The sequence below is a fragment of the Paractinoplanes rhizophilus genome (assembly GCF_042664765.1).
GTDB classification, from domain to species: Bacteria; Actinomycetota; Actinomycetes; order Mycobacteriales; family Micromonosporaceae; genus Actinoplanes; species Actinoplanes rhizophilus.
Window position 1 is genome coordinate 194,112 of the sequence record NZ_JBHTBJ010000006.1, and the last position, 24,734, is coordinate 218,845.

Here is a 24,734-nt window from a genome sequence, read left to right on the forward strand (position 1 = left end):
CGCGGCCCCGGCATACCCCGAGCGCCGCCCGTTTGTTCCGTGGTCTGAGCTGGGTGTTCGCCACGCTTTGCTCTGCTCACTCACCGGAAGCGCCCGCGCCAGGCGGGCGGCCCGGCCGCGCGCCGACGTCCGTGACGAGGCCGCTTCGCCCGCATCGGCCCGAAGCGGCCGGAGCCTGCTTACCGCGAGGAAGCAGAGCAAAGGCAGCGCGCAGACAAGCGGGACGAAGCCGCGACCGGGCACCGCGTGGCAGAGCCGAACCACCAAGCCTAAAGATGCCAAGCGGTTCTCGGCGCCGGCCGGGGAACGTGGGGCGGCCGGGAATGGTGGGGCGGCCGGGAATGGTGGGGCGGCCGGCACGCGGCCCGGCATGATGGCGAGCACCGGAGGGTGAATCGCGCAGGGAGGCGGGCGTGGAGATCGACGAGCGGGTACGGCGGATCTGTCTGGGGCTGCCCGAGGTCGCCGAGCGCAACAGTCATGGGTCGCCGGCGTTCTTCGTGCGCGGGAAGCGGGGCTTCGTGCATCTCATGGTGGACGGGCATCACCAGGACGAGTTCCCGCACCTGTGGTGTGCGGCGCCGCCGGGAGCGCAGCAGGAGCTGATCGCGGCCGATCCGGAGCGGTTCTTCCGGCCGCCCTACGTGGGGCACCGGGGGTGGATCGGCGTGCGGCTCGACCGGGATCCGGACTGGGACGAGATCGCCGAGGTCTGCACGGACGCCTATCGCGCCGTCGCGCCGAAGGCGTTGATCGCGACGCTCGACGGTGGACAGTAGGGTAGAACAACGGGTGTGAAGAAGCCGTCCAAGCGTGTGGTCACGGTCGTCGCGGTCGTGGCGCTGGTCCTGATCGCGATCATGGTGAGCAACTCGCGAGATCGCGATCAGCAGACCGGGCTCGACGCGGCGGGGCAGCGGGCCTGCGACGACTTCGCGGCGGGATATGCGAAGGCCGAGACCAAGCCCGAGCGGTTGACGCTGGCCGACAAGGTGACGGGCTCGTCCGGCAAGACCGACAACAAGGCGATCCAGCAGACGGCCGCCGCGATGGGCAACGCGGCGAGCGACGGCGGCGCGAGCTGGCAGAAGGCCGGCGACGACCTCACCGCCGCCTGCCGCAGCGCCGGCTGGGTCGCGCCCTGAGCCCACCCGCGGGCGGGTGACGACGCGCGGCCGGTGTGCGGGCACGCCGGGCGGCGCGTGCACCGGGCGGGTGGCGGGCTACGCCTCGGCGATGTCGGCGACGATGACCGTCACGTTGTCGGGGGCGCCGTTCTCCAGCGTGCGGTGGACCAGCTCGGCGGCGGCCGTCTTGCGGTCCGGGTTGTCGAGCAGAGTTTGCAGGATCACGCTGTCCTCCACATAGTCGGACAGGCCGTCGCTGCAGAGCAGGAAGCGGTCGCCGGGCGCCACCGGCACCATGCGGCCCGCGGGACGGAACGGGCCGCCCTGCACCGCCTGCGTCACCAGCGCGCGCTGCGGGTGGCGGCGGGCGTCGTCGGGGCTGAGGACGCCCTGGTCGACCAGGGCCTGGACGTACGTGTCGTCCTTGGTGATCTGGGTCAGCTCGCCGTCGCGGACCAGGTAGCACCGGCTGTCGCCGACGTTCAGCGCGGCCATGCGCTCGCCGGAGAGCATCAGGGCGGTCACCGTGGTGCCCATGCCGTCGCGGGCGTCGTCGTCGGCCACGGCGGCCTCGATGCGTTCGTTGGCGGTGGTGAGGGCGGCGATCAGATCCTGCAGCGGCTCGCCGCCGTCCGGCATCTCGTCGACCACGCCGAGCGCCTGCACCAGGATGTCGCTGGCCAGCTCGCCGGCGGGCAGCCCGCCCATGCCGTCCGCGACCACGAGGAGGCGGTTTCCGACGAACACCGCGTCTTCGTTGTTGGACCGCACGAGGCCCTGATCGGTGGCGGCGACCGCCCGAACGACAAGCGTCATGTGACAAGACTGCCAAAGGCCTGAGGAGATGTCTCTAGTACCTCCTACGTAGTGTGTGTTGATGATGGCGATGCCGATGGTGGGGCGGGCGCCCGCGGTGGCGGAGTTGCGGCGGGCGTGGTCGCGCGTGCGCGCGCACCGCGAGCCGATCGCGGCGGTTGTCACGGGTGCGTCCGGAACTGGGAAAAGTGCCCTGGTGACGGCGTTCCTCCAGGAGCACAAAGAGACCAACGTGCTCACCGGGACGGCCCGGGTGCATTCGCCGGCCCCGTACGACTGGCTCGCCGCCGTGCTGGCCGGGCGGGACACGCGCGGGCTCGGCGTGCCGCCGGACGCGCTGTCGTGGCTCAAACAGGACCCCGATGTCCCCCGGGAGCGGTACACTCCGGACGCCCTGCTGCGCATCGCGGTCAGCACGGTCCGCCGGCTCGTGGGCCGGGCCGAGGCCGTACTCGTGGTGGAGGATCTTCATGCCCTTGACCCCGCCAGCCTGAACCTGATCGCCCAGCTCGCCACGACGGACCTGCCGGCCCTGCTGCTGGTCACCAGCCAGCCGGCGGAGGCGGCCGTCTCGCCGCGGCTCACCGAGCGCACGCTCGCCCGGCTGGCCGGCCGTCCGGGCGCGGTGCGGCAACATCTGAGCGGTCTGCTTCCGGCCGAGGTCGGCCAGATTCTCGAGCACGTGTACGGGTCGCAAGCGTCGTCGCCGGATCTCGCCGAGGCGGTGTGGCGGCGCACCGAGGGCAACCCCTATCGGCTGACCGAGCTGCTGGCCGTCGAGGGCGCCGCCCTGCTCGAGGCGCCGGCCGACCGGATCGATCTCACCGCCCGCGAGCGCGAGGTGCTCGGCCTGCTCGCCGAGGGGATGGCCAACAAGCAGATCGCGTCGGCGCTGGGCATCTCGGTGCGCACCGTGACCGTGCACGTGTCGAATCTGCTCCGCAAGACCGGCGCCTCGTCGCGCACCGAGGCGGCGCTCTGGGCCCTCTCCGGACGCCGCTCGGGTGATCATCATGCGGGGTGGCGCGACAACCCCCGGGCGGCTCGGTCACAATCGTCGGCGTGACGACAGCTATCCATCAGCGCATCGCCTCCGAGCTCGGGGTCCGCGACGGCCAGGTCACCGCGGCGGTCGAGTTGCTCGACGGCGGGGCCACGGTGCCGTTCATCGCCCGCTACCGCAAGGAGGTGACCGGCGCCCTCGACGACACGCAGCTGCGCACCCTCGAGGAGCGCCTGGGCTACCTTCGCGAGCTGGAGGAGCGCCGGGCCGCGGTGCTGGAGTCGATCCGCTCGCAGGGCAAGCTCGACGACGCCCTCGAGCAGGCCATCCTCGCCGCCGACTCCAAGGCCCGGCTGGAGGACATCTACCTGCCGTACAAGCCCAAGCGCCGCACCCGCGCGCAGATCGCCCGCGAGGCCGGCCTGGAGCCGCTGGCGGACGCGCTGCTCGGCGACCCCACGCTCGACCCGCGCGCGACCGCCACGGCGTTCGTGGACGCCGAGAAGGGCGTGGCCGACGACGCCGCCGCGCTGGACGGGGCGCGGGCGATCCTGATCGAGCGGTTCGCCGAGGACGCCGACCTGATCGGCGACCTGCGCGAGCAGATGTGGACCCGGGGGCGGCTGGTCGCCAAGGTGCGCGACGGCAAGCAGACCGAGGGGGCGAAGTTCGCCGACTACTTCGACTTCGCCGAGCCGTACGCGAAACTGCCCTCCCATCGCATCCTGGCGATGTTCCGCGGCGAGAAGGAGGATGTGCTCGACCTGACGATGGAGCCGCATCCGGAGGAGGACGAGGGCTACTTCGAGGCCCGGATCGCCGGCCGCAACAACATCAGCGACCAGGGCCGGCCCGGCGACCGCTGGCTGATCGACACGGTCCGCTGGGCGTGGCGCACCCGCATCCTCATCCACCTCGGCGCCGACCTGCGGGTGCGGCTCTGGCAGGCGGCCGAGGACGAGGCCGTCCGGGTCTTCGCGGCCAACCTGCGCGACCTGCTGCTCGCCGCGCCGGCCGGCACCCGTACGACGATGGGTCTCGATCCTGGTTTCCGGACCGGCGTCAAGGTGGCCATCGTCGACTCGACCGGCAAGGTCGTCGCCACCGACGTGATCTATCCGCACGTGCCGCAGAACAAGTGGGACGAGTCGATCCACCGGCTGGCCGCGCTGGCCTCGGTGCACCGGGTCGACCTGATCGCGATCGGCAACGGCACCGCGTCCCGCGAGACCGACCGGCTGGCCGCCGAGCTGATCAAGCGGCACCCCGAGGCCAAGCTGACCAAGGTGATGGTGTCCGAGGCGGGGGCGTCGGTCTACAGCGCCTCGGCGTACGCGGCGCAGGAGCTGCCGGGCATGGACGTGTCGCTGCGCGGCGCGGTCTCGATCGCCCGCCGGCTGCAGGACCCCCTCGCCGAGCTGGTGAAGATCGACCCGCGCTCGATCGGCGTCGGGCAGTACCAGCACGACCTCTCCGAGTCGAAGCTGTCGAAGTCGCTGGACGCGGTGGTGGAGGACTGCGTGAACGCGGTCGGCGTGGACGTCAACACCGCGTCGGCGCCGCTGCTGACCCGGGTGTCGGGCATCGGCGCCGGCCTGGCCGAGAACATCGTGCTGCACCGGGACGCGAACGGGCCGTTCAAGACGCGCAACGACATCAAGAAGGTGGCGCGGCTCGGCCCCAAGGCGTTCGAGCAGTGCGCGGGCTTCCTGCGGATCCCGGACGGCGACGACCCGCTGGACGCGTCGGCGGTGCACCCGGAGTCGTACCCGGTGGTCCGGACGATCCTGGCGACGGCGAAGACGGACATCAAGTCGCTGATCGGGAACTCGCCGCTGCTGCGGGCGCTGCGGCCTGCGCAGTTCGTGACCGACACCGTCGGGCTGCCGACCGTCACCGACATCCTGCGCGAGCTGGACAAGCCGGGGCGGGACCCGCGGCCGGAGTTCACCACGGCGACGTTCGCCGAGGGCGTGGAGAAGATCTCGGACCTGTCGCCGGGAATGATCCTCGAAGGTGTGGTGACCAACGTGGCGGCGTTCGGGGCGTTCGTCGACATCGGCGTGCACCAGGATGGGTTGGTGCACGTGTCGGCGCTCTCGAACACGTTCGTCAAGGATCCGCGCGAGGTCGTCAAATCAGGCGATGTCGTGAAAGTTCGCGTTGTTGAGGTTGATGAGGCGCGGAAGCGTATTTCGCTCACCATGCGCCTGACGGACGAGCCGGCCCAGCGGCGGCCGCGCGAGGACGGGCGGCCGGGGCAGCAGCGCCAGGGCGGCGGCCCGCAGCGCCAGGGCGGCCAGCGCGGCGGCGCTCCGGGTGGCGGGTCACGTGGCGGCGGGCAGCGTGGCGGCCAGGGCGGTCAGCGCGGCGACCGTGGCGACCGTGGCGGGCAGCGTCAGGGTGGCCAGCGCCAGCCGCAGGGCCCGGTCAACGACGAGATGGCCGCGGCCCTGCGCCGGGCCGGCCTGATCAAGGATTGATGCTCGAGGGCCGGGCCTCTCCGGGGCCCGGCCTCAGCCCCAGATGCGGACGTTGCTGAAGGCGACCTCGTACGGGCCGGTCTGCGGCACGCCGCCGTCGGTGTAGACGCCCAGCATCAGCTTGCCGCCGGTGATCTCGGGGTCGGTCAGCGGGACCGTGCCCACCGCCGAGCCGTCGAGTTCCAGCTGGAGCTCGGCGCCGACGGCGCGCAGCGCGATCCGGGCCGGGGCGCCGCCCACCACGAGCGGCTGGTCCAGCGGGAACGAGCGGATCGTGGTGACCCCGCCCGGCGACTTGTGGGTGCCGACCGAGATCTTGCCGGCGCACACCCGGATCAGGTAGCCCTTCCACGGCGTGAACCGGAACCACACGCCCGCGCAGCTGTCCGCGGTCAGCAGCCGCACGCTCACCTCGGCGCGGAAGTCGGCCGGGACGTCGTCCTCGGGGCCGGCGCAGCGGTACAGGCCCTTCTCGGCGCGCCGGGCCACCAGCGCGCCGCCCTCGAAGGCGCAGTCGGCCTTCTCCGCGGGCAGCGCCTTGGCCTGCCAGTAGCGCGGGCGGCTCAGGTCGTCCTCGATGATCGGCGACTCGCCGGCCGGGCTCTGCCCGGTGAAGCTCGGCAATGGCCCGACCGCGTCGGCCGCCTTGCCGGGCGGGCCGCCGAGGATGACCATCAGCGCGCCCGCGGCCACGGCCAGCACGAGCGCCGCCACCGCCGCCGGCAGGAACCAGCGGCGACCCGGCTCGGGCGGGGGCGGGCCGGGCGGCGGCATCGGCATGTCCGAGATCGGCACGGTGACGATCGAGTTCTCGTCGTACCCGACCAGCCCGGTCGGCACGCTGATCGGCATCGCACTGGCCGGAATAGCACTGGCCGGAATGGCACTGGCCGGGATGGCACTGGCCGGGATGGCACTGGCCGGAATGGCACTGGCCGGAATCGCACTGGTCGGGATCGCGCTGGCCGGGGCGGCCGCCTCGATGTCCGGGGTGCTCGCCGCGGCGACGCCGGCCGGAGCCGAGGCCGGGCCGGGGCCGGACGCCGATGGCGCGTCGGCGGCCACGCCCGTGACCGCCTGGGCCTCGGCCGCGGCGGCGCGCAGGTCGGGCTGGCCGGCCAGGGCGGCTCGGGCGGCGGCCGGGCGGGACGGGCCGGAGATCAGCAGGTCGAGCAGCTCGCGGGCGCTCGGCCGGTTGGCCGGGTCCTTCTCGAGGGCGTGGCCGACCAGCTCGCGCAGCGGACCGGTCAGGCCGGACAGGTCGGGCGGCTGGGTGAGGATGCGGGCCGCGGTGGCCGGCGGCGAGTCGGCCGCGAACGGGGTGCGGCCGGTTCCCGCGTACGCCACCACGCCGCCCCACGCGAAGATGTCGGCCGCGGGCGTCAGCGGGTCGTCGCCGTCGCCGAAGCGCTCCGGCGCCATGTACGCCACCGTGCCGACCATCTGCCCGCCGGCCGTGTTGCCGCCGGTCGCCTCCATGGCCCGGGCGATGCCGAAGTCGATCACCTTGGGGCTGCCGGGGGCGAGCAGCACGTTGCGCGGCTTGAGATCGCGGTGGATCACGCCGGCCCCGTGGATCGCGGTCAGCGCGGTGGCCACCCCGATCGCCACGCTGTGCAGGTTGGCCGCGGTCAGCGGGCCGCGCTCCTCGACCACCTCGGCCAGGGTGGGCCCGTCGACGTACTCGACCACCAGGTACGGCCGGTCGTGGTCGGGGTCGGCGTCGAGCACCTCGGCCGTGCAGAACGGCGGGACCAGCCGCGCGCTGGCCACCTCGCTGCGGAACCGGCGGCGGAACTCGTCGTCGGGCGCCAGGTCGGCGCGCACCATCTTGACCGCGACCAGCACCCCGGCCGCGCTGCGGGCCAGATAGACCGTGCCCATGCCGCCCTCGCCGAGCCGGCCGACGATCTCGTACGTCCCGAGGGTGCGCGGATCGAACGGGCGCAGTGGCTCCGTGGTCTCCGCCGGCATGATCGTCCCGCCCCCCGAACTTGGCGAGGTCACTCTATCTGCCGGAGCCGCCGCCGACGTAGAGCCACCCGGACCTTTGTGGCCGAACAGCGTCATGCTGATGCCATGGACGAACGCCTCTCGGCCGCCCCGGTCGTGCCCCGCTTCGCCGCGGCGATCCGGGAGATGGCCGGGGTGGCGGCCTTCTATGCCGGCGGCTCGATCGGCTCCGGCGACTACCGGCCCGGGATCAGCGATCTCGACCTGGTTGCGGTCGTCGGCGCGCCGCTGACGCGGGCGCGGCGAAATCCGTTGCGCGCGCTGCATCGCACCCTGGGCGTGGCGAAACTGCATTGCGCGTACGTGTCATTGCCGGACATCTCGGATGTCGGCCGCAAGCATGTCACCTGGGCGCACGAGCGCATGTTCCGCCGGCCGCTGAGCGGCATCTCCCGGGCCGAGCTGCATCAGTTCGGCGTCACCGTCTACGGCCCGGCGCCGGCCGAGCTGGTGCCCCCGCTCGGCCCCGCCGAGCTGGCCGAGGCCGCCCGCGCCGAGCTGCGCGGCTACTGGACCGGCGCCGTCCGCCGGGCCCGGGTCTGGCGCACCGACCTGCACGTCGACCTCGGCCTCACCACCGTCTCCCGGGCCGGCGTCACCATCGCGACCGGCCGCCTGATCACCAAGCGCGAGGCGATCGACCGGCTCCGTCGCTCGGCGTCCCGGACGACCTGACCAAGGAGATCCGCCGCCGCCGCGCCGGCGAGCGGGTCGAGCTCACCGAGCCGCAGATCCGCGCCCGCGCCGTCCTGGTCCGGGGGCTGATGCGCGAGCAGCTGGCCGGGCTGCTGGCTCAGACGCCCGGCCGGTAGGCATAGATCCGCACCCAGTCGGTGTGCATCACGACCTTGGCCGGGGTGGCCGGGGTGCGGCACTCGACGAAGGCGTCGCAGCCCTGGTCCAGCTGGATCGTCAGGTGCATGGGCGACGTGGTCGGGACCAGCCCCTTGGTGCGCTTGTCCAGGCCGGCCGTCCACTGCTTCTCGCCGTCGAGGTAGAAAGTGACCCGCTCGGGGGTCCAGTCGGCGCTCATCACGTGCCATTGGGTGAAGTCGGCGCGGGTGGTGTGGCCGAGACGGTCGTTGTTCGGGTGGTTGTGCACGAAGCTGTTGGTGTAGGCGCGGGCGCCGCGGTTGACCTCGGAGATGTCGATCTCGCCGTCGTCCGGCCAATTCTCGCTCTCCGGCCAGAGCAGCACGATCGCCGAGTAGCCGGCGCCGCGGTCGACCTTGAAGCAGACGTCGACGTGGCCGTACTTGAAGTTGACGTCGCTGGACAGCCCGCCGGAGACGTCGCGGCCGTCCGCGCCCTTGCCGCCGGTGATCCGCAGGGCGCCGCCGGACACGGTGACCCGGGTGGGATCGCGCGGGACGTGGCCGGCCGGATCGTCGTAGACGGACCATTTCGCCGGGTCCAGCCGGGTGCCGGAGAAGTCGTCGGCGAAGATGAGCGGCCCCCAGCCGGCCGGGGCGGTGGGCGGGGCACAGCTTTTCGGCGCCGTGGTCGCGGGCGCGGGGCTCTCGGTGCCGCCGGCCGCCCACTGCGGGGTGCCCGGGTCCCCCGAGCACCCGGCGAGCGCCAGCGAGGCCGCGAGCACCCCGCCGTATCCTCGGCGGATGCTCATCACCACGGAACGGCTCCTCCTCCGTCGTTTCCGGGCCGCCGACGCCCCGGTGCTGGCCGAGTACCGGTCGGACCCGGCCGTCGCCCGGTACCAGTCCTGGGACGCGCCGTTCCCGCTGCTGCGGGCCGAGACCGCGGTGGCCAACTTCATGGCCTCCGACCCCGGCAAGCCGGGCTGGTTCCAGTGGGCGATCGAGCGCGCCGCCGACAAGCTCCTGATCGGCGACGTCGCCGTGCATCTGCACGACAACCTGCTGCAGGCCGAGGTCGGCTTCACCCTCGCGACCCCCTATCAGAAGCACGGGTACGCCACCGAGGCGGTGAGCGCCGTGCTGGACCGCCTGTTCCGCCTCCAGGGCCTGCACAAGGTGACCGGCGAGTGCGACGCCCGCAACACCCCCTCGGCGGCGCTGATGGAGCGGCTGGGCTTCACCCTCGAGGGGCGGCTGCGCGAGCAGACCTACCTCAAGGGCGAGTGGACCGACGACCTGATCTTCGGACTCCTCGCCACCGAATGGCTGAAAGATACGTAAAAATTCCATTATGAGGTGATGCGGGGGCGGTCCCGGGGCCGGGCGGGCTTGATGAGTTGGGGTTCGCTTCGCGCGGTAACTCATCAGGGCCGCGAACGCCGTCCTGGGGGGCGGGGCGGGCTTGATGAGTTGGGGTTCGGCTCGCGCGGCAACTCATCAGGGCCGCCCCGCGGCGAGCGCCGGCCGGGGTGATCGGGACGGCCGGCGGGGGCGGCGTCAGGCCTGGTAGCGGAGCCAGACGGCGCCCAGCGGCGGCACCCGGAGCGACACCGATGCGTTGAAGCCGTGCCATGGGATGTCCTCGGCGGTCACCTCGCCGAGGTTGCCGACGCCCGAGCCGCCGTACAGATCGCTGTCGGTGTTGATGACCTCGGCCCAGCGGCCGCCGCGCGGCAGGCCGATGCGATAGCCCTCGTGCGGGATGGCGGCGAAGTTCACGATGCAGGCCAGCACGTCGCCGTTGGGCGCGAAGCGGACGAACGAGAACGTGTTGTGCTGCGAGTCCTCGCTGGTGATCCAGCGGAACCCGGTCGGCGACGTGTCCTGCGTCCAGATCGCCGGGCTCTCGCGGTACACCCGGTTGAGGTCCTTGACCAGCTTCTGCACGCCGCCGAACCGGGGGTCGGCCAGATCCTCCCAGTCCAGGCCGCGCTCCTCGCTCCACTCCTGCAGGTCGGCCATCTCGCCGCCCATGAACAGCAGCTGCTTGCCGGTGAACGCCCACATGAAGCCGAGCAGCGCCCGGGTGTTCGCGAGCTTCTGCCAGAGGTCGCCGGGCATCTTGCCGGTGAGCGAGCCCTTGCCGTGCACCACCTCGTCGTGGCTGATCGGCAGGATGTAGTTCTCGCTCCAGGCGTACACCGTCGCGAACGTCATCTGGTGGTGGTGCCACTGCCGGTAGATCGGCTCCTTGGTCATGTAGGTCAAGGTGTCGTTCATCCAGCCCATGTTCCACTTGAAGCCGAAGCCGAGGCCGCCCAGGTGGGTGGGGCGGGTGACGCCGGGCCAGGCGGTGGACTCCTCGGCGATCGTGACGACGCCGGGGTTGTTCTTGTAGACGGTCGCGTTCATCTCCTGCAGGAAGCTGATCGCGTCGAGATTTTCCCGGCCGCCGTACTGGTTGGGCGTCCACTCGCCGTCCTTGCGCGAGTAGTCGAGGTAGAGCATCGAGGCGACCGCGTCGACCCGCAGGCCGTCGGCGTGGAACTCCTCGCACCAGTAGAGCGCGTTGGCCACCAGGAAGTTGCGGACCTCCTTGCGGCCGAAGTCGAAGACGTACGTGCCCCAGTCGGGGTGCTCGCCGCGCCGCCAGTCGCCGTGCTCGTACAGCGGCGTGCCGTCGAACCGGGCCAGGGCCCACTCGTCCTTGGGGAAGTGCGCCGGCACCCAGTCGAGGATCACGCCGATCCCGGCCTGGTGCAGCTTGTCGACCAGATGCCGGAACTCGTCGGGATTGCCGAACCGCGACGTGGGGGCGAAATATCCGGTGACCTGGTAACCCCAGGAGCCGCCGAACGGGTGCTCCATCACCGGCATCAGCTCGACGTGGGTGAAACCCATCTCGGTGACGTAGGCCGTCAGTTGGTCGGCCAGCTCGACGTAGGACAAGCCGGGCCGCCAGGATCCGAGGTGCACCTCGTAGATGCTCATCGGCTCCTGGTGCCAGGCCTTCGACGCCCGTTCCCGCATCCAGGTCTCGTCCGCCCAGGAGTAGCCGGACGAGTAGACGACCGAGGCGGTCGCGGGCGGCACCTCGGTGTGCTGGGCCAGGGGATCGGCGTGCTCGCGCCACACCCCGTCCCGCCCGAGGATCTTGAACTTGTACTTGGAGCCGACGTGCGCGTCCGGGATGTAGAGCTCCCAGACCCCGCTCGAGCCGAGCGACCGCATCGGCCACCCGTCGTACGGCCCCCAGCCCACGAAATCGCCCACCACCTGCACGCCCTGCGCGCTCGGGGCCCACACCGCGAAGCCCACGCCGGTGCCGCGCGGCTGCGCGCCCAGCACCCGCCACAGCTTCTCGTGCCGCCCCTCGCCGATCAGGTGCAGGTCGAGCTCGCCCAGCGTCGGCAGGTGCCGGTACGGGTCGTCGACCTCCACCCCGTCCACGTCGAGCCGGTAGTCGAGGACCGTGCCGGGCAGCTCGGCCGCGAAGATCCCGGCGTCGTGCACCTTGAGCATCTCGACCCGCTCGCCCTCGTGCACCACCGCGACCTTCTCGGCGCCCTTGCGCAGGGTGCGGATCACCGTGACGGCGCCGGTCGGGTGCGCGCCGAGGATGGCGTGCGGGTCGTGCGTGTCGCCGGCCACCACGCCGTTCATGGCGCGCTGGTCGGCGGCGAGCGAGGGGGTGGGGTGGCCGATCACGACAGTGACTCCTTTCCGACCAGCCGATTGATCGATCGCAGCGGAATCCGCAGCCAACCGGGCCGGTGACGGGCTTCGTAGGCGGCCTCGTAGACCGCCTTGTCCAACTCGTACGCGGCCAGCAGCGCCGCCTGGGAACGCGGGTCGGTGCCGGAGGCGTGCGCGTAACCGTCGCAGAACGCGTCCCGGTTGCGGTCGACCCACTCCCGGGCCCGGGCCGCCAGGTGCTCGTCGTCGTCCGAGTCGACCAGCAACTGGTACGCCGCATACTCGTAGCTGCGCAGCACCCCGGCCACATCACGCAGGGGTGAATCCGGCAGCCGGCGCTCGGCGAGCGGCACCCCCGGCTCGCCCTCGAAGTCGATCAGCAACCACGCCTCGGGGGTGCGCAGCACCTGGCCGAGATGCAGGTCGCCGTGGATGCGCTGGACGGTGACCTCGGTGCCGGCGATCGCGCGGAACCGGGCCTCGATGGTCGGCACGTACTGCTGGATCTCGCTGACCGCGTTCGCGTTCTGCCGCAGCCGGGCCAGCACCGCGTCCAGCGGGAACGGCGCCGGGCCGGAGCCGAGCGCCTCGGCCAGGTCGGCGTGCACCGACGCGACCGCCTCGCCGAGCCGGTAGGACTCGCCCTGGAAGTCGCCGCCCACCTCGTCGGCGGCCATCTCGGCGTCGGCGAACAGGTCGCGCGCCGAGGCGGTCGCCATCGCCCAGCCCTCCGCCGAGTTCGCCGCGTACTCGGTCACCATGCCCAGCGGCGAGCGCTCGCCGCTGTCGGCGGTCTCGAAGGAGCCGAGCAGCTTGGCGACGTGCTGGTTGCCGTGCCGGCCGAGCACCCGGTTGAGCTCGATGTCGGGGTTGATGCCGGCGGCCACCCGGCGGAACACCTTGAGGATCGCCTCCTGGCCGAAGATCACGCTGGTGTTGCTCTGCTCGGCGTCGAAGACCCGGGGGTACGAGTCGTCGCCGGGGAACTCCGCGCCCGGCTCGGGCTCGAAGACCACGTCGCCGATCGTGCCGCCGCTCGCCACCAGCGACAGCAGGTGCCGGACGGCGCCCTGGTCGTAGAGTGCGTCGTAGCCCGTGCCCTTGTCCACGGTGCCGATGGTGGCCACGCCGCTGAACTCGGCGATCGGGCCGTTGTCCCAGGCCACGATCACCTGGTAGCGCTCCGAGCTGCCGTCGGTGTACTCGACGTCGATGAGCACCAGGTCGAGGTTGTCGCCGAGCTTGGTCGACGACGCCTGTTTGACCGACGACAGCGTGCGGGCCTTGCCGGCGTACCAGCGCTGCTGCGGCAGCCACTCGGCGAAGGGCAGCGTCATTGCTTCTCCTCGCTCCTGCACAGCTGGAACCAGTAGAAGCCGTGCCCGGGGAGGGTCAGCAGATACGGCAACTGTCCGATACGCGGGAAGTTCACGTGCCCGGTCAGCTCGACCGGCGTATACCCGTTCCAGTGCTGCAGGTTGAGCTCGATCGGTTGCGGGAAGCGCGACAGGTTGTTGACGCAGAGCACCACGTCGTCGCCGTGCTCACGCAGATAGGCCAGCACCGACGGGTTCGACCCGCCGAGCTCGCGGAACGTGCCGACCGCGAACGCGTCGTGGCGGCGGCGCACCGCCAGCATCGTACGCGTCCAGTTCAGCAGCGACGTCGAGCTGTCCCGCTGGGCCTCGACGTTGACCGCCTGGTATCCGTACACGGGATCCTGGTTTGCCGGAAGGTAGAGGCGGCCCGGATTCGCGGTCGAGAAACCCGCGTTGCGGTCGGGTGTCCACTGCATCGGCGTGCGCACGCCGTCGCGGTCGCCGAGCCAGATGTTGTCGCCCATGCCGATCTCGTCGCCGTAGTAGAGGACCGGCGAGCCGGGCAGCGACAGCAGCAGCGCGGTGAACAGCTCGATCTGGTTGCGGTCGTTCTCCAGCAGGGGTGCGAGCCGCCGGCGGATGCCCACGTTGGCCTTCATCCGCGGGTCCTTGGCGTACTCGGAGTACATGTAGTCGCGTTCCTCGTCGGTGACCATCTCGAGGGTCAGCTCGTCGTGGTTGCGCAGGAAGATGCCCCACTGGCAGTTGTCCGGGATGGCCGGGGTCTGCGCCATGATCTCCGAGATCGGGAAGCGGGACTCACGGCGCACCGCCATGAAGATGCGCGGCATCAGCGGGAAATGGAACGCCATGTGGCACTCGTCGCCGCCGGAGCGCGAGTCGCCGAAGTACTCCACCACGTCGGCCGGCCACTGGTTGGCCTCGGCCAGCAGCACCCGGCCCGGGAACTCGTCGTCGATCACCTTGCGGCAGTGCTTGAGGAACGCGTGCGTCTCGGGGAGGTTCTCGCCGTTGGTGCCCTCCCGCTCGTACAGATAGGGCACCGCGTCCAGCCGGAAGCCGTCGATGCCCAGGTCGAGCCAGAAGCGCAGGACGTCGAGCATCGCCTCCTGCACGGCCGGGTTGTCGTAGTTGAGGTCGGGCTGGTGGGAGAAGAACCGGTGCCAGAAGAACTGCCGGCGCACCGGGTCGAAGGTCCAGTTGGACTCCTCGGTGTCGACGAAGATGACCCGGGCGTCCTGGTACTTGTCGCTGGTGTCGCTCCACACGTAGAAATCGCCGTACGGCCCGTCGGGGTCACGGCGCGACTCCTGGAACCACGCGTGCTGGTCACTCGTGTGGTTCATGACCAGGTCGGTGATCACCCGGATGCCGCGCTTGTGGGCCGCGTCGAGCAGCGCCACGAAATCCTCCACCGTGCCGAACTCGGGCAGCACCCGGTAGAAGTCGCTGATGTCGTAGCCGCCGTCGCGCAGCGGGGACTGGTAGAACGGCGGCAGCCAGAGGCAGTCGACGCCGAGCCACTGCAGGTAGTCGAGGCGCTCGATCAGGCCGCGCAGGTCGCCCGAGCCGTCCGAGCTCGAGTCGTAGAACGCCCGGACCAGGACTTCGTAGAACACCGCCCGCTGGAACCAGGTCGCGTCGGCGGGCAGCGAGCGCGCGTGGCCGAAATCCTCCGCGGTGGGATGCTCCACCACGCCGTCCTCGACGTGGCTGCCCTCCGACGGGTCGTGCTCCTCGATCAGGTCCATCGCGTTCCCCACCTACCCCACCCGCAGGTTCTTGAACCAAACCTCAATTGCGTTGCAGCACGAACACATGCGCCGGCTCGACGTACGGGTCGATGCGGACCGCGTTGTGCTGGCCCCACTCGTACGTCGCGCCGGTGATCTGGTCGACCACCGTGAACCGCTCGTGCCAGTCCAGCCCCAGTTCCGGCATGTTGAGCGTGGTGTTGCCCCACTGCACGTTGCTGGCGTCGAAGGTCACCACGACCAGCACCGTGTTGCCGCTGTCGGCGTCCCGCTTGGAGAAGCACAGCAGCGCGCCGTTGTCGACCTCGTGGAAGCGCAGGTTGCGCAGCCAGTGCAGGGCCGGGTTGGCGGCCCGGATCCGGTTGAGCCGGGTGATGTACGGCGCGAGCGACCGCCCGCTGCGCTCGGCGCCCGCCCAGTCCCGCGGCTTGAGCTCGAACTTCTCGTTGTCGATGTACTCCTCGGAGCCGGGCCGGGCGACGTGCTCGAACAGCTCCAGCCCCGAGTACATGCCCCAGGAGGGGGAGAGCATGCTGGCCAGAACGGTGCGAATCTTGAACATCGGCGGGCCGCCGTGCTGCAGCGACTCGTGCAGGATGTCGGGGGTGTTGGGCCAGAAGTTCGGCCGCATCCAGTCCAGCGACGCCAGCAGCTGTCCCATGTACTCGCGCATCTCCCAGGCCGTCGTGCGCCAGGTGAAGTACGTGTACGACTGGGTGAAGCCGACCTTGCCGAGCCCGTTCATCATGGCCGGCCGGGTGAACGCCTCGGCCAGGAACAGCACGTCCGGGTCGGTCTCCTTGACCTTCGGGATCAGCCACTGCCAGAAGTTGACCGCTTTGGTGTGCGGGTTGTCGACCCGGAAGATCTTGATGCCCTGGTTCACCCAGTGCATCACCACGCGGTAGATCTCGTCGCGCAGCGCGCGGTAGTCGTTGTCCCAGTTGATCGGATAGATGTCCTGGTATTTCTTGGGGGGATTCTCGGCGTACGCGATCGTGCCGTCGGCGCGGGTGGTGAAGAACTGCGGGTGCGATCTCACCCACGGGTGGTCGGGCGCGGCCTGCAGCGCGAGGTCCATCGCGACCTCCATGCCGAGGTCCTCGGTGCGGCGGATGAACGCGCGGAAGTCGTCGAGGGTGCCCAGCTGCGGGTGGATCGCGTCGTGGCCGCCCTCGTCGGAGCCGATCGCCCACGGCGAGCCGACGTCCTCGGGCCGGGCGACCAGCGTGTTGTTGCGGCCCTTCCGGTTGATCTTGCCGATCGGGTGGATCGGCGGCAGGTAGACCACGTCGAAGCCCATGGCCGCGATCGCGGGCAGCCGCTCGGCCGCGGTGGCGAACGTGCCGTGCTTGATCGGGATCGCGTCCGGGCCGATCTCGGCGCCCTCCGAGCGGGGGAAGAACTCGTACCACGCCGAGTACAGCGCGCGCTGGCGATCGACCCAGATCGCGTACGACCTGGTCGTGGTCACCTGCTGGCGCACCGGGTGCTGCCAGAGCAGATCCTCCAGGTCGAGCGCGGGGGAGACCCGGGCGAACAGCGACATCTGCTCGTCCCGCAGGGCCGCCGCGGCCGCGCGTACCCGATCCTCGTGCTCCTGGGGAACGATCTTGACCGCCAGATCGAGCACGTCGGCGCCCTCGGCCAGATCGTTCGCCAGATCCTCCAGGCCCTGGCCGGCGCCGATCTTCTTGACCACCGCGTCGCGCCACGTACGGTACGGATCCTCGAACGCCTCCACCGTGAACGTCCACCGGCCCACCCGGTCCGGCCGGATCATGCCGTGCCACTGGTCGAGGCCCGGCTCGCCCGGCCGCATGCGGGTGAACGGCTCCGTCTCGCCGTCGGGGCCGCGCCATACCACGTTCACGCCGAGCGCGTGATGTCCTTCGCGATAGGACACGCAGGAGACCGGGACGAGCTCGCCGACCACCGCCTTGGCGGGGTAGCGGCCACAGGACACCGACGGCGTCACGTCCTCGATGGGAAAACGACCGGTCATGATCTCCACCGTAGTCAGACGGGCGTGGACAGGCGCGGCGAACAGAGACCGCCGCCGGGCATATTTCTCCCCGCGGACCTGCCGCGAACCGTGCTTTCCAACCTACCGGAGCGCGTTCACCGCGGCTCGTCCAGGAGCGGTCTCGCACCACCGGTGAAAATCCGGAGCTCGTCGGCGCGGAGCACCGTCTCATGCTTGCCCGCTTTGATCATCGGCACGTTACCGGCCAGCAAAATCACGTTTCCCACGCGCCGCCCGCGCAGCACGTCCGCGTCGCCGTACAGGACGATCTCGTCGAAGGCGGTGCGCGCGGTGGCGACCTGGATCCGGGTCCGCGCCAGCGGCGGCACGTCGGTCAGATTCATCGCCAGCAGACCGTCGTCGCGCAGGGCGCGCCGGGCGTCGCGGGCGAACCCCGCGGCGGCGACGCTCTCCGGCATCGCCGCGCCGACGAACACATCCGAGACGATCAGGCCGTACTCGGCGTTGCCCGCCTTCGCCAGCTCCGTGCGCGCGTCCCCGAGCCGTACCTCGATCGACCCCGGAAACGGCAAATTCCGTTCGACCATCGCCAGGATCTGCGGGTCGCGCTCGACGACCAACTGCTCAGCGCCGGGCCGTAGATGGTCGATGAAGCGGGGCAGCGTCAGGCCGCCGCCCCCCAAATGCAAGATCTTTTCCCGTACGGCCGTGCCGGTCCACAACCGCAGGACCGCGCCGAGCTGGATCTCGTAGGGGAATTCCAGGTGCCCCGGGTCGGCCAGATCGACGTACGACTGCGGCACGCCGTTGACCAGCAGCGTCCAGCCCCGCGGCCGGGCCGGATCGGGCCGCAGCTCGGCGATGCCGGAGGCGACCAGGGCGCGCAGGGGAGCGCCTCGGTTGCCATGCGGTCCCATCCCGGTGACCCTACTCAAGTCGGCCCGTCGCCCCGCCGAGGTGTACCCCTGACGCGGTCCGACCGGTTCCGCGCCTGTCTCGGAGGAGCACCTCGTGGCCGGACCGTCAGTCGAGCTCTCGCCTGTGATCGCCGCCAGCACGCACTGGCTGTCGCGTGCCTACCCGGCGGGCACGCCCGACACGATCGCGCACACGCTGGCGGAGCTCCAGGCGCGCCAGGCCGTCACGGTCGCCGCCTGGCTGCGGTACCCCACCGAGATGGACGCGGCCCTGGTCGCCATCGCCGGCCCGGGTGGCTCGGCGGTGCTCGACTGGCGCGTCGGCAGCGAGCCCGAGGACGAGGACGCCGAGGAGGAGGGCTGGCGTACCTGGGTCGACGAGGTCGTCGTCTCGTGGGCGGCCTGCCTGCTCGCCGACCCGCTCCTCGCACGCCGCGGCGTCGACGCGGTGGCCGCGGCCGTCCCGTACGACGACGGCCGTCCCCGCCCGCAGCCGCGCCGCGCCGGCGGCCTGCCCACCGAGTTCCGCCGCCTGCTCACCCCGGACGCCCGCGACCGCGAGGCCGCGGTGCTGCTGCGCCACCCCGACCTGCTCGAGCCGGTCGCCGAGCTGCACCGCGACACGCTGCTCTACCTGCTCGACGCTGAGCCGGCTGGCCTCGCCTCCGGCTCGGCGGGGATTGCGCCCCAGGAGGCCGACGTCGAGGGCACCGAAAAGGACTTCGGCTTCGCCTAGCCCTCGACGTCGACGGGCGCAATCCCGCCGTTGTCCTGCTCGGAAGTCGTCCTTCGTCAGTCGGCGAGGCGGGCGGGGAAGCCGCCGGTGGCGATCGGGCCCCAGCGGTCGATCGTCACGCGGATCAGGGACTTGCCCTGGTCGCGCATGGCCTGGCGGTACTCGTCCCAGTCCGGGTGCTCGCCGGAGATGACGCGGAAGTATTCCACCAGCGGCTCGAGCGCCTCGGGCAGGTCGAGCACCTCGGCGGTGCCGTCGACCTGGACCCAGGCGCCGCCGAAGTCGTCGGAGAGCACCAGCACGCTCACCCGCGGATCGCGGCGGACGTTGAACGCCTTGGCCCGCTCGGGGTAGGTCGAGATGACGATCCGGCCCTCGGTGTCGACGCCGCAGGTGTTCGGCGAGGCCTGCGGGCGGCCGTCCTTGCGGGTGGTCATCAGGATCGCGTGGTGCCGCGGCCGGAGGAACTCCAGCAGGCCGTCCCGGTCGACGGTCGTGGTGGTGGCGATGGTGCGGGGCACTCTCGGTCTCCTCGGCTCAGACGCGCGCGGCGGCGGCGTCGGTCTGGATCGCGCCCGGGTCGCCGGCCGCCTGCTCGGCGGTGACCGCCGCGCCGATGATGCCGGCGTTGTTGAGCAGCGACGCCGGGACCATGGGCGTCCGGATGTCGATCAGCGGGAAGAACCGGTCGGACTTCTTGCTGACCCCGCCGCCGATGATGAACAGCCGGGGCGAGAGCAGCATCTCGACGTGGCGCAGGTAGTCCTGCACCCGGCCGGCCCACTTCTCCCAGCTCATGTCGTCGGCCTCGCGGGCCCGGTCGGACGCGCGCACCTCGGCGTCCTTGCCGTCCAGCTCGAGGTGGCCCAGCTCGGTGTTCGGAATGAGCACGCCGTCGAGGAAGAGCGCGCTGCCGATGCCGGTGCCGAAGGTCAGCATCATGATCAGCCCGGACTGGTCGCGGCCCGCGCCGAACGCCACCTCGGCCACCCCCGCCGCGTCGGCGTCGTTGAGCACCGTGACCGGCTTGCCGAGCCGCTCGGCGAACACCCTCGCGGCCGGCGCGTCGATCCACGACTTGTCCACGTTCGCCGCCGTACGCGTGACGCCGTCCACCACCACGCCGGGGAACGTGAGCCCGACCTGGTCGAAGCCGTCGAACTGGGCGGCGACCTCGGCCACCGCCTCGACGACGCTGGTCACGTCGCTGGGCTGCGGCGTGGGAACGCGGTACCGCTCGGCGAGCAGGTCGCCCCGCACCGTGTCGACCGGTGCGCCTTTCACGCCGGAGCCGCCGATGTCGATGCCGAGAGTGGCCATCCCTTTGTTTCCCGTCTGGAGGTTCGCGGATGTTCCCCGCTGTTTACCACGTGCGGCCGACATCGAACCCTGGGCGGTTCACTCCGGTCCCGTGCTGATGGGCCGTTCGACGTGAATGACTCATACTTTCGGCTAGCTCGGGGTAGGCTTTCTGGTTAACGTGGAAACACTGAACGGTCGCCGCGTGCGGGCACGGCTCTCTGCCCGCCTATGGAGGACCAGGCATGATCCCGACGTACGCCCGCCCCGCACCCACCCACAGCACGGTGGCGGAGAGCGCCACCGAGATGCTGAGCACCCTGGCCGCGATTCCGGCCGGTCATCCGTCCCGTGCCGCACTGCGGGACAGCGCGATCGAGGCCTGGCTGCCGCTGGCCCGCCACCTCGCCAACCGCTACTCCGGCCGCGGCGAGCCCACCGACGACCTGATCCAGACCGCCACCGTCGGCCTGATCAAAGCCGTCGACAAGTTCGACCCCGACCGCGGCGTCGACTTCGCCGGCTACGCCATCCCCACCATCATCGGCGAGATCAAACGCCACTTCCGCGACCGCACCTGGTCCGTCCGCGTCCCCCGCCGCCTGCAAGAACTCCGCCTCGCCATCACCGAGGCCAACAGCACCCTGACCCACAGCCTCGGCCGCTCCCCGACCGTCGCCGACATCGCCGCCCACCTGAGCATCACCGAGGAAGACGTCCTCGAAGGACTCGAAGGCGCCCGCGCCTACAACGCCACCTCGCTGAGCACCCCCATCTCCGCCGACGGCACCACCGAGCTCGGCGACACCCTCGGCGGCGAAGACCACGAATACGAGCTCGCCGAAACCCGCGTCGCCCTCGGCCCCGCCCTGGCCACCCTCGACGAACGCGAGCAGAAGATCCTCACCCTGCGCTTCTACGGCAACCTCACCCAGTCGCAGATCGCCGACCAGATCGGCATCTCCCAAATGCACGTCAGCCGCCTGCTCACCAAGGCCCTCACCAAGCTGCGCACCGAGCTGAGCGCGACTTTCTAGCCCCGTCGTCGGCGCCGCCCGGTGGACAGCCCGCGTTTTCTGTCACACCCCCGTGCTGAACTCGCCCCACCCATTGAGGGCGGGGTGGCCCGCGGCGCCGACTGTGGACGAAAACCGAAAAGTGTCGGACCCGCGTGCTTCGGTTGGTCCCCACCCGGACGGGCGGGACAGGCCGGCCCCGTTGCCGTTCGCGAGCAGGGGCTTCGAGGACCAAAAGTTCGCGGACCAGGGCTCGGGTGGCCGCCTCCACCCGACGCCCGCAAGAGAAGAGCCCCGGCTCCGGCCGGGGCTCTCCGCCGTCTCCGCCCGCCCGGGGCCGGGTCGCCTTGGCCGGGTCGCCTTGGCCGGGTCGTGGCTGGTTGCGCCGTCTGCGGCCCGTGGGTCGCGGGTGGTCGCGCCGATTGCGGCTCGCCGCGCCGTGCCTTGGGGCCGCGATGTGGCTTGGCGTGCGGTTCACAAGTCTTCGCGGGCGGGGCCTTCGCGGGCAGAGGTGAGCGCCCGTCAGCTCCGGGGTGGGCGGTTGGCCCAACGTGGCGACGGCGAGCGAGCCGGGCCGCTCGTGCGCCCGAGCGGCCGGGCCCGGTGTAACGAAACAGCCCGCGCGGGCTGAATCAGGCGCAACGCAACAGCCCCGCCCGGGGGTGGGCGGGGCTGCCGGTCGGGTGGTGGCTACTGGGCGCCGGAGGCGCGCCAGTTCAGCTGGATGAGCATCTGGCGGGCCTGGTCGGCGACCTCCGGATCGGTGACGACGGCGTACTGGCCGGCCTGCAGGGAGCTGCGCGAGGCGAAGTCGCGCCGGCCGCCGGTGGCGGCGTGGGCGATGGCGCCGAAGATGGCGCCCCACGCGGCGCCGATGAGCAGGCAGACGAAGATCACGGCGAACCAGTTGGAGTTGCTGAACAGGCCGAACAGCAGGCCCACGAACAGGCCGAACCAGGCGCCGCTGGCGGCGCCGGCGCCGGCCGCGCGGGCCGTGGTGAGCCGGCCCAGCACATTTTCGATCAGGCGGAGGTCGGTGCCGATGATGGCGGTCCGCTCGACCGGGAACTTGTTGTCGGAGAGGTGGTCGACGGCCTGCTGGGCGAGGGCGTAGTCGGGGTAGGTGCCGACCACCACCGTGGGCAGCGCCTTGCCGGGCGGGGTCTGCCCGGGCAGGCTCGGCACCCCGGCCGGGCCGGGCGGGACGGAGCCGGGATTCCCGAGGCCGGGCGGGACCGGGCCGGGGTTGGGCGAGACGGCGCCGGAGCCGCCGGCTGCCGAGCCCGCAGGCCCAGAAGACGCCGGAGAAGGCGCGGGGGCCGTCGAGGCGGCGGGGTCGGGCTCGGGTGCGGGGCCGGGCGTAGCGGCGGGGCCGGGCACCGCGCCCGTGCCCGGCGCGGTGGGGGTGCCGTCCGATGGGGTGGTCACTTCTCGCCTCCCTTTGCGCGGCGGGCCGGGCGGCCCGCGCTGGTGGGTGCGGACCCGCGGGCCGCGAGCCACACCCAGATCAAGAAGCCACCGGCCACGGCGGCGGCGATGCCGGCCGAGCCGGCGAGGAACGCGAACCTGCTGGAGACCAGGGCCGCGGACATGCGAACGTTCATGGCCACCGAGATCAGCCCCAGCACGCCGGCCGCGCCGGTGACCAGGAAGACCGCCAGCAGCGGGACCGTGACGAGGCGGCTGGGACGGTCGCCGGGGACGGCGACGCGGCGGAACAGGCGGGTGACGAACAGCGCGAACGCCGCCCAGGCGAGCACCAGCAGCACCGCGGCGGCGACGTCGCTGGGGCGGTGCCACTCGGCCCAGACCGTGGCCACGCCGATCACCGTGACGTAGCCGGCGCCGGCCAGCGCCACGATGCCGCGCACCGCCGCGGGCAGCACCAGGATCAGCGCGAACGCCACCGAGGCGGCGGCCGCGGTGTGGCCGCTGGGGAACGAGTTGGGGCCGGGGAAGTCGGAGAGGTCGGGCCGGGGGAGCCGGGTCTTGAGCAGCCGGCAACTGGCGTTCGCGCCGAGCACCAGCAGGCCCGCGCCGATCGCCAGGTCGACCCGGCGGCGCAGCACGCCGACGCCCGCGGCCACCAGGCACACCAGCACCAGCGTCACCAGGGTGGTGCCGTTGAGCGTGCGGCTGAGCACCTCGACCACGCGGGCGTGGTGGACGTCGCCGCCGCGCATCGCGGTGGTGTCGGCGTACTGGCCGGTGGCGGTGCGGACGAAGACGGCGTCCATCGCCGCGACCCCGGCGGCGGCCACGACGGCGACCGCGAGCGGGGCGAGCACGAAACCCGCGCCGGGCGCGGAGGTCGCGGACGTCCGGGCGGCGGACGTCGTGGAGCGGGGCGCCACGGCCGTCATCGGCGGTCCTCCCTTCGGCGAACGAAACGGCGAATGAGTCGGCGAACGAGTCGGCGAACGAACGGTAGCGGTTTGCCCAACCGCGCACTTTTTCAAGCAACCCAAGCGCACCGGACACGCTCAAGCAACCCAAGCGCAACCGCCATCGCTCTCGGCCCGCAACGCCCCGTCGCGACCTTCGTATGACGACGACACGAAGGGACGCTCATGGGGCTCAACACCCGCCGACTGCTCGCGGTGCCGCTGATGGCGCTGGCCGCCGGCGCGGGGCTGGTCGTGGCGCCCGGCGCCGCCGAGGCCGCCGGCGTGACGGCGACCGTCAAGGTGCGCACCACTCTCAAGACCCGGTCCGGGCCGTCGCTGACCGCGAAAACCACCGGGTCCTTGCGCAACGGACAGAAGGTGACGGCTACCTGCCGGGTCAACGGCCCATCCGTACGGGGTTCGCAGCGCACGACCAAGCAATGGGACCGGCTCAGCAACGGCTCGTACGTGTCGCACGCGTACCTCAAAGTCAGCCGGACCATCGCACCCTGCGCGACCCGGACGACGGCGGTGAAGGCGAAGCCGAAGCCGGCGCCCAAGCCGAAGGCGAAGCCGGCGCCCAAGCCGGCCTACAAGGTCGGGAAGGTGCGCAGCGCCGACGGCCCGGTCAACATCCGCACCGGGCCGTCGACCGCCTACCCGGTCAAGCGCGCGATCGCGACCGGCGCGACGGTGCAGGGCGTGTGCGGCGTGGTCGGCGCGATGGTCAGCGGCACGGTTCGTTCCACCACACAGTGGAACCGGCTGAGCGACGGCAGCTACATCTCGCACGCCTATGTGGTCACGCCGACGCTGCACCTGTGCCCCGGCGCGACGATGAAGCCGATCGTCGCCCCGACGCCCGAGCAGTTCATCAAGGCGGCGGTGCCGGGCGCGCAGAAGGGCTGGCGGGAGTACGGCGTGCCACCCTCGGTGACGATCGCGCAGGCCATCCTCGAATCGGGCTGGGGGCGTAGCAGCCTCTCGGTCACCGACAGCAACTACTTCGGGATCAAGTGCCAGGGCAGCAACTACGGCACGCTCGCGAAGGGTTGCCACGTCTACCACACGACCGAGTGCGACAAGGCCGGCAAGTGCTTCGGCACCACGGGGAGCTTCCGGATCTACGCCGACATGGCGAGCTCGTTCCGCGACCACGGCAACTTCCTGCGGGTGAACAGCCGGTACAAGCCGGCCTTCAGCTACACCCGGGACGCGAACAAGTTCATCTGGCAGGTGTGGAAGGCCGGGTACGCCACCGACCCGAACTACTTCACCAAGATCACTACGCTGATGGCCTCGTACAACCTGTATCAGTACGACACCTGGAAGTAGTGAGCACCCC

21 protein-coding genes are annotated in these 24,734 nt (G+C 71.4%); 9 read left to right on the top strand and 12 right to left on the bottom strand.

The features are described from left to right. Positions 1–413: 413 nt before the first annotated feature. Positions 414–779, top strand: a complete 366-nt coding sequence (locus ACFQS1_RS11600; protein WP_378966792.1) for an MmcQ/YjbR family DNA-binding protein — start codon at positions 414–416, stop codon at positions 777–779. A 15-nt stretch (positions 780–794) separates the two neighbouring features. Continuing rightward, on the top strand, positions 795–1,145 hold the full coding sequence (locus ACFQS1_RS11605; RefSeq protein ID WP_378966794.1) for a hypothetical protein: 351 nt from the start codon (positions 795–797) through the stop codon (positions 1,143–1,145). Between the two features lie 78 nt (positions 1,146–1,223). On the opposite strand, the gene ACFQS1_RS11610 is transcribed toward ACFQS1_RS11605, so the two are convergent. Further along, positions 1,224–1,943 carry a PP2C family protein-serine/threonine phosphatase gene (locus ACFQS1_RS11610; RefSeq protein WP_378966796.1) on the bottom strand — a complete coding sequence of 240 codons (720 nt, stop codon included), beginning with the start codon at positions 1,941–1,943 and terminating at the stop codon, positions 1,224–1,226. Between the two features lie 61 nt (positions 1,944–2,004). On the opposite strand from ACFQS1_RS11610, the gene ACFQS1_RS11615 reads away from it, so the two are divergent. Then, positions 2,005–3,009 (top strand): LuxR C-terminal-related transcriptional regulator, encoded by a 1,005-nt coding sequence (locus ACFQS1_RS11615; protein WP_378966798.1) that lies wholly within the window; start codon positions 2,005–2,007, stop codon positions 3,007–3,009. Continuing rightward, positions 3,006–5,429, top strand: a complete 2,424-nt coding sequence (locus ACFQS1_RS11620; RefSeq protein WP_378966800.1) for a Tex family protein — start codon at positions 3,006–3,008, stop codon at positions 5,427–5,429. Before ACFQS1_RS11615 ends, ACFQS1_RS11620 begins: the two co-directional genes overlap by 4 nt. A gap of 33 nt (positions 5,430–5,462) precedes the next feature. On the opposite strand, the gene ACFQS1_RS11625 is transcribed toward ACFQS1_RS11620, so the two are convergent. Further along, a complete protein-coding gene (locus tag ACFQS1_RS11625) occupies positions 5,463–7,403 on the bottom strand; it encodes a serine/threonine-protein kinase (protein WP_378966802.1) in 1,941 nt (646 codons plus the stop codon). 105 nt (positions 7,404–7,508) lie between these two features. On the opposite strand from ACFQS1_RS11625, the gene ACFQS1_RS11630 reads away from it, so the two are divergent. Beyond that, a complete protein-coding gene (locus ACFQS1_RS11630; RefSeq protein ID WP_378966804.1) occupies positions 7,509–8,117 on the top strand; it encodes a nucleotidyltransferase domain-containing protein in 609 nt (202 codons plus the stop codon). Between the two features lie 118 nt (positions 8,118–8,235). Here ACFQS1_RS11630 and ACFQS1_RS11635 read toward each other — a convergent pair whose 3' ends face one another. Then, on the bottom strand, positions 8,236–9,066 hold the full coding sequence (locus ACFQS1_RS11635) for a glycoside hydrolase family 16 protein (RefSeq protein ID WP_378967045.1): 831 nt from the start codon (positions 9,064–9,066) through the stop codon (positions 8,236–8,238). On the opposite strand from ACFQS1_RS11635, the gene ACFQS1_RS11640 reads away from it, so the two are divergent. Beyond that, a complete protein-coding gene (locus tag ACFQS1_RS11640; RefSeq protein WP_378966806.1) occupies positions 9,059–9,598 on the top strand; it encodes a GNAT family N-acetyltransferase in 540 nt (179 codons plus the stop codon). The two genes, ACFQS1_RS11635 and ACFQS1_RS11640, sit on opposite strands and share 8 nt — an antisense overlap. Before the next feature lie 216 nt (positions 9,599–9,814). On the opposite strand, the gene glgB is transcribed toward ACFQS1_RS11640, so the two are convergent. From glgB to ACFQS1_RS11665, 5 genes are all read right to left on the bottom strand, one after another. Continuing rightward, positions 9,815–11,920 carry a 1,4-alpha-glucan branching protein GlgB gene (gene glgB / locus ACFQS1_RS11645; RefSeq protein WP_378967047.1) on the bottom strand — a complete coding sequence of 702 codons (2,106 nt, stop codon included), beginning with the start codon at positions 11,918–11,920 and terminating at the stop codon, positions 9,815–9,817. Positions 11,921–11,961: 41 nt separating this feature from the next. Next, entirely contained in the window at positions 11,962–13,290 is a 1,329-nt protein-coding gene (locus ACFQS1_RS11650) for a maltokinase N-terminal cap-like domain-containing protein (RefSeq protein ID WP_378966808.1), read from the bottom strand. Beyond that, positions 13,287–15,056: a maltose alpha-D-glucosyltransferase gene (gene treS, locus ACFQS1_RS11655; protein WP_378966810.1), complete on the bottom strand. Its 1,770-nt coding sequence runs from the start codon at positions 15,054–15,056 to the stop codon at positions 13,287–13,289. Before treS ends, ACFQS1_RS11650 begins: the two co-directional genes overlap by 4 nt. Positions 15,057–15,087: 31 nt before the next feature. Continuing rightward, positions 15,088–17,052, bottom strand: a complete 1,965-nt coding sequence (locus ACFQS1_RS11660; protein ID WP_378966812.1) for an alpha-1,4-glucan--maltose-1-phosphate maltosyltransferase — start codon at positions 17,050–17,052, stop codon at positions 15,088–15,090. A gap of 116 nt (positions 17,053–17,168) precedes the next feature. After that, positions 17,169–17,951 (bottom strand): spermidine synthase, encoded by a 783-nt coding sequence (locus tag ACFQS1_RS11665; protein ID WP_378966814.1) that lies wholly within the window; start codon positions 17,949–17,951, stop codon positions 17,169–17,171. A gap of 94 nt (positions 17,952–18,045) precedes the next feature. Here ACFQS1_RS11665 and ACFQS1_RS11670 point away from each other — a divergent pair, with 94 nt between their 5' ends. Next, a complete protein-coding gene (locus ACFQS1_RS11670) occupies positions 18,046–18,687 on the top strand; it encodes a hypothetical protein (RefSeq protein WP_378966816.1) in 642 nt (213 codons plus the stop codon). 56 nt (positions 18,688–18,743) lie between these two features. On the opposite strand, the gene ACFQS1_RS11675 is transcribed toward ACFQS1_RS11670, so the two are convergent. Both ACFQS1_RS11675 and ppgK read right to left on the bottom strand, forming a co-directional pair. Further along, the gene (locus ACFQS1_RS11675; RefSeq protein ID WP_378966818.1) at positions 18,744–19,208 is read right to left on the bottom strand and encodes a PPOX class F420-dependent oxidoreductase; all 465 of its coding nucleotides are present in this window, start codon (positions 19,206–19,208) and stop codon (positions 18,744–18,746) included. Positions 19,209–19,224: 16 nt separating this feature from the next. Further along, positions 19,225–20,007 (bottom strand): polyphosphate--glucose phosphotransferase, encoded by a 783-nt coding sequence (gene ppgK, locus ACFQS1_RS11680; RefSeq protein WP_378966820.1) that lies wholly within the window; start codon positions 20,005–20,007, stop codon positions 19,225–19,227. A gap of 224 nt (positions 20,008–20,231) precedes the next feature. Between ppgK and ACFQS1_RS11685 the strand changes: the two genes are divergently transcribed. Beyond that, positions 20,232–21,023, top strand: a complete 792-nt coding sequence (locus tag ACFQS1_RS11685) for an RNA polymerase sigma factor SigF (protein ID WP_378966822.1) — start codon at positions 20,232–20,234, stop codon at positions 21,021–21,023. Between the two features lie 669 nt (positions 21,024–21,692). Here the strand turns inward: ACFQS1_RS11685 and ACFQS1_RS11690 are convergent. Together ACFQS1_RS11690 and ACFQS1_RS11695 are read right to left on the bottom strand one after the other, a co-directional pair. Next, positions 21,693–22,187 (bottom strand): general stress protein, encoded by a 495-nt coding sequence (locus ACFQS1_RS11690; RefSeq protein ID WP_378967050.1) that lies wholly within the window; start codon positions 22,185–22,187, stop codon positions 21,693–21,695. A 239-nt stretch (positions 22,188–22,426) separates the two neighbouring features. Then, on the bottom strand, positions 22,427–23,365 hold the full coding sequence (locus ACFQS1_RS11695; RefSeq protein ID WP_378966824.1) for a phosphatase PAP2 family protein: 939 nt from the start codon (positions 23,363–23,365) through the stop codon (positions 22,427–22,429). Positions 23,366–23,572: 207 nt separating this feature from the next. On the opposite strand from ACFQS1_RS11695, the gene gsmA reads away from it, so the two are divergent. Further along, on the top strand, positions 23,573–24,724 hold the full coding sequence (gene gsmA / locus ACFQS1_RS11700) for a sporangiospore maturation cell wall hydrolase GsmA (RefSeq protein ID WP_378966826.1): 1,152 nt from the start codon (positions 23,573–23,575) through the stop codon (positions 24,722–24,724). Positions 24,725–24,734: the final 10 nt, after the last annotated feature.

Coding starts and splice junctions, on each gene's coding strand:
- ACFQS1_RS11610 (WP_378966796.1), bottom strand. CDS start 1,943: ATGACGCTTGTCGTTCGGGCGGTCGCCGCCACCGATCAGGGCCTCGTG.
- ACFQS1_RS11615 (WP_378966798.1), top strand. CDS start 2,005: ATGATGGCGATGCCGATGGTGGGGCGGGCGCCCGCGGTGGCGGAGTTG.
- ACFQS1_RS11625 (WP_378966802.1), bottom strand. CDS start 7,403: ATGCCGGCGGAGACCACGGAGCCACTGCGCCCGTTCGATCCGCGCACC.
- ACFQS1_RS11630 (WP_378966804.1), top strand. CDS start 7,509: ATGGACGAACGCCTCTCGGCCGCCCCGGTCGTGCCCCGCTTCGCCGCG.
- ACFQS1_RS11640 (WP_378966806.1), top strand. CDS start 9,059: ATGCTCATCACCACGGAACGGCTCCTCCTCCGTCGTTTCCGGGCCGCC.
- ACFQS1_RS11635 (WP_378967045.1), bottom strand. CDS start 9,066: ATGAGCATCCGCCGAGGATACGGCGGGGTGCTCGCGGCCTCGCTGGCG.
- glgB (WP_378967047.1), bottom strand. CDS start 11,920: ATGAACGGCGTGGTGGCCGGCGACACGCACGACCCGCACGCCATCCTC.
- ACFQS1_RS11650 (WP_378966808.1), bottom strand. CDS start 13,290: ATGACGCTGCCCTTCGCCGAGTGGCTGCCGCAGCAGCGCTGGTACGCC.
- ACFQS1_RS11660 (WP_378966812.1), bottom strand. CDS start 17,052: ATGACCGGTCGTTTTCCCATCGAGGACGTGACGCCGTCGGTGTCCTGT.
- ACFQS1_RS11665 (WP_378966814.1), bottom strand. CDS start 17,951: ATGGGACCGCATGGCAACCGAGGCGCTCCCCTGCGCGCCCTGGTCGCC.
- ppgK (WP_378966820.1), bottom strand. CDS start 20,007: ATGGCCACTCTCGGCATCGACATCGGCGGCTCCGGCGTGAAAGGCGCA.
- ACFQS1_RS11685 (WP_378966822.1), top strand. CDS start 20,232: ATGATCCCGACGTACGCCCGCCCCGCACCCACCCACAGCACGGTGGCG.
- ACFQS1_RS11695 (WP_378966824.1), bottom strand. CDS start 23,365: ATGACGGCCGTGGCGCCCCGCTCCACGACGTCCGCCGCCCGGACGTCC.
- gsmA (WP_378966826.1), top strand. CDS start 23,573: ATGGGGCTCAACACCCGCCGACTGCTCGCGGTGCCGCTGATGGCGCTG.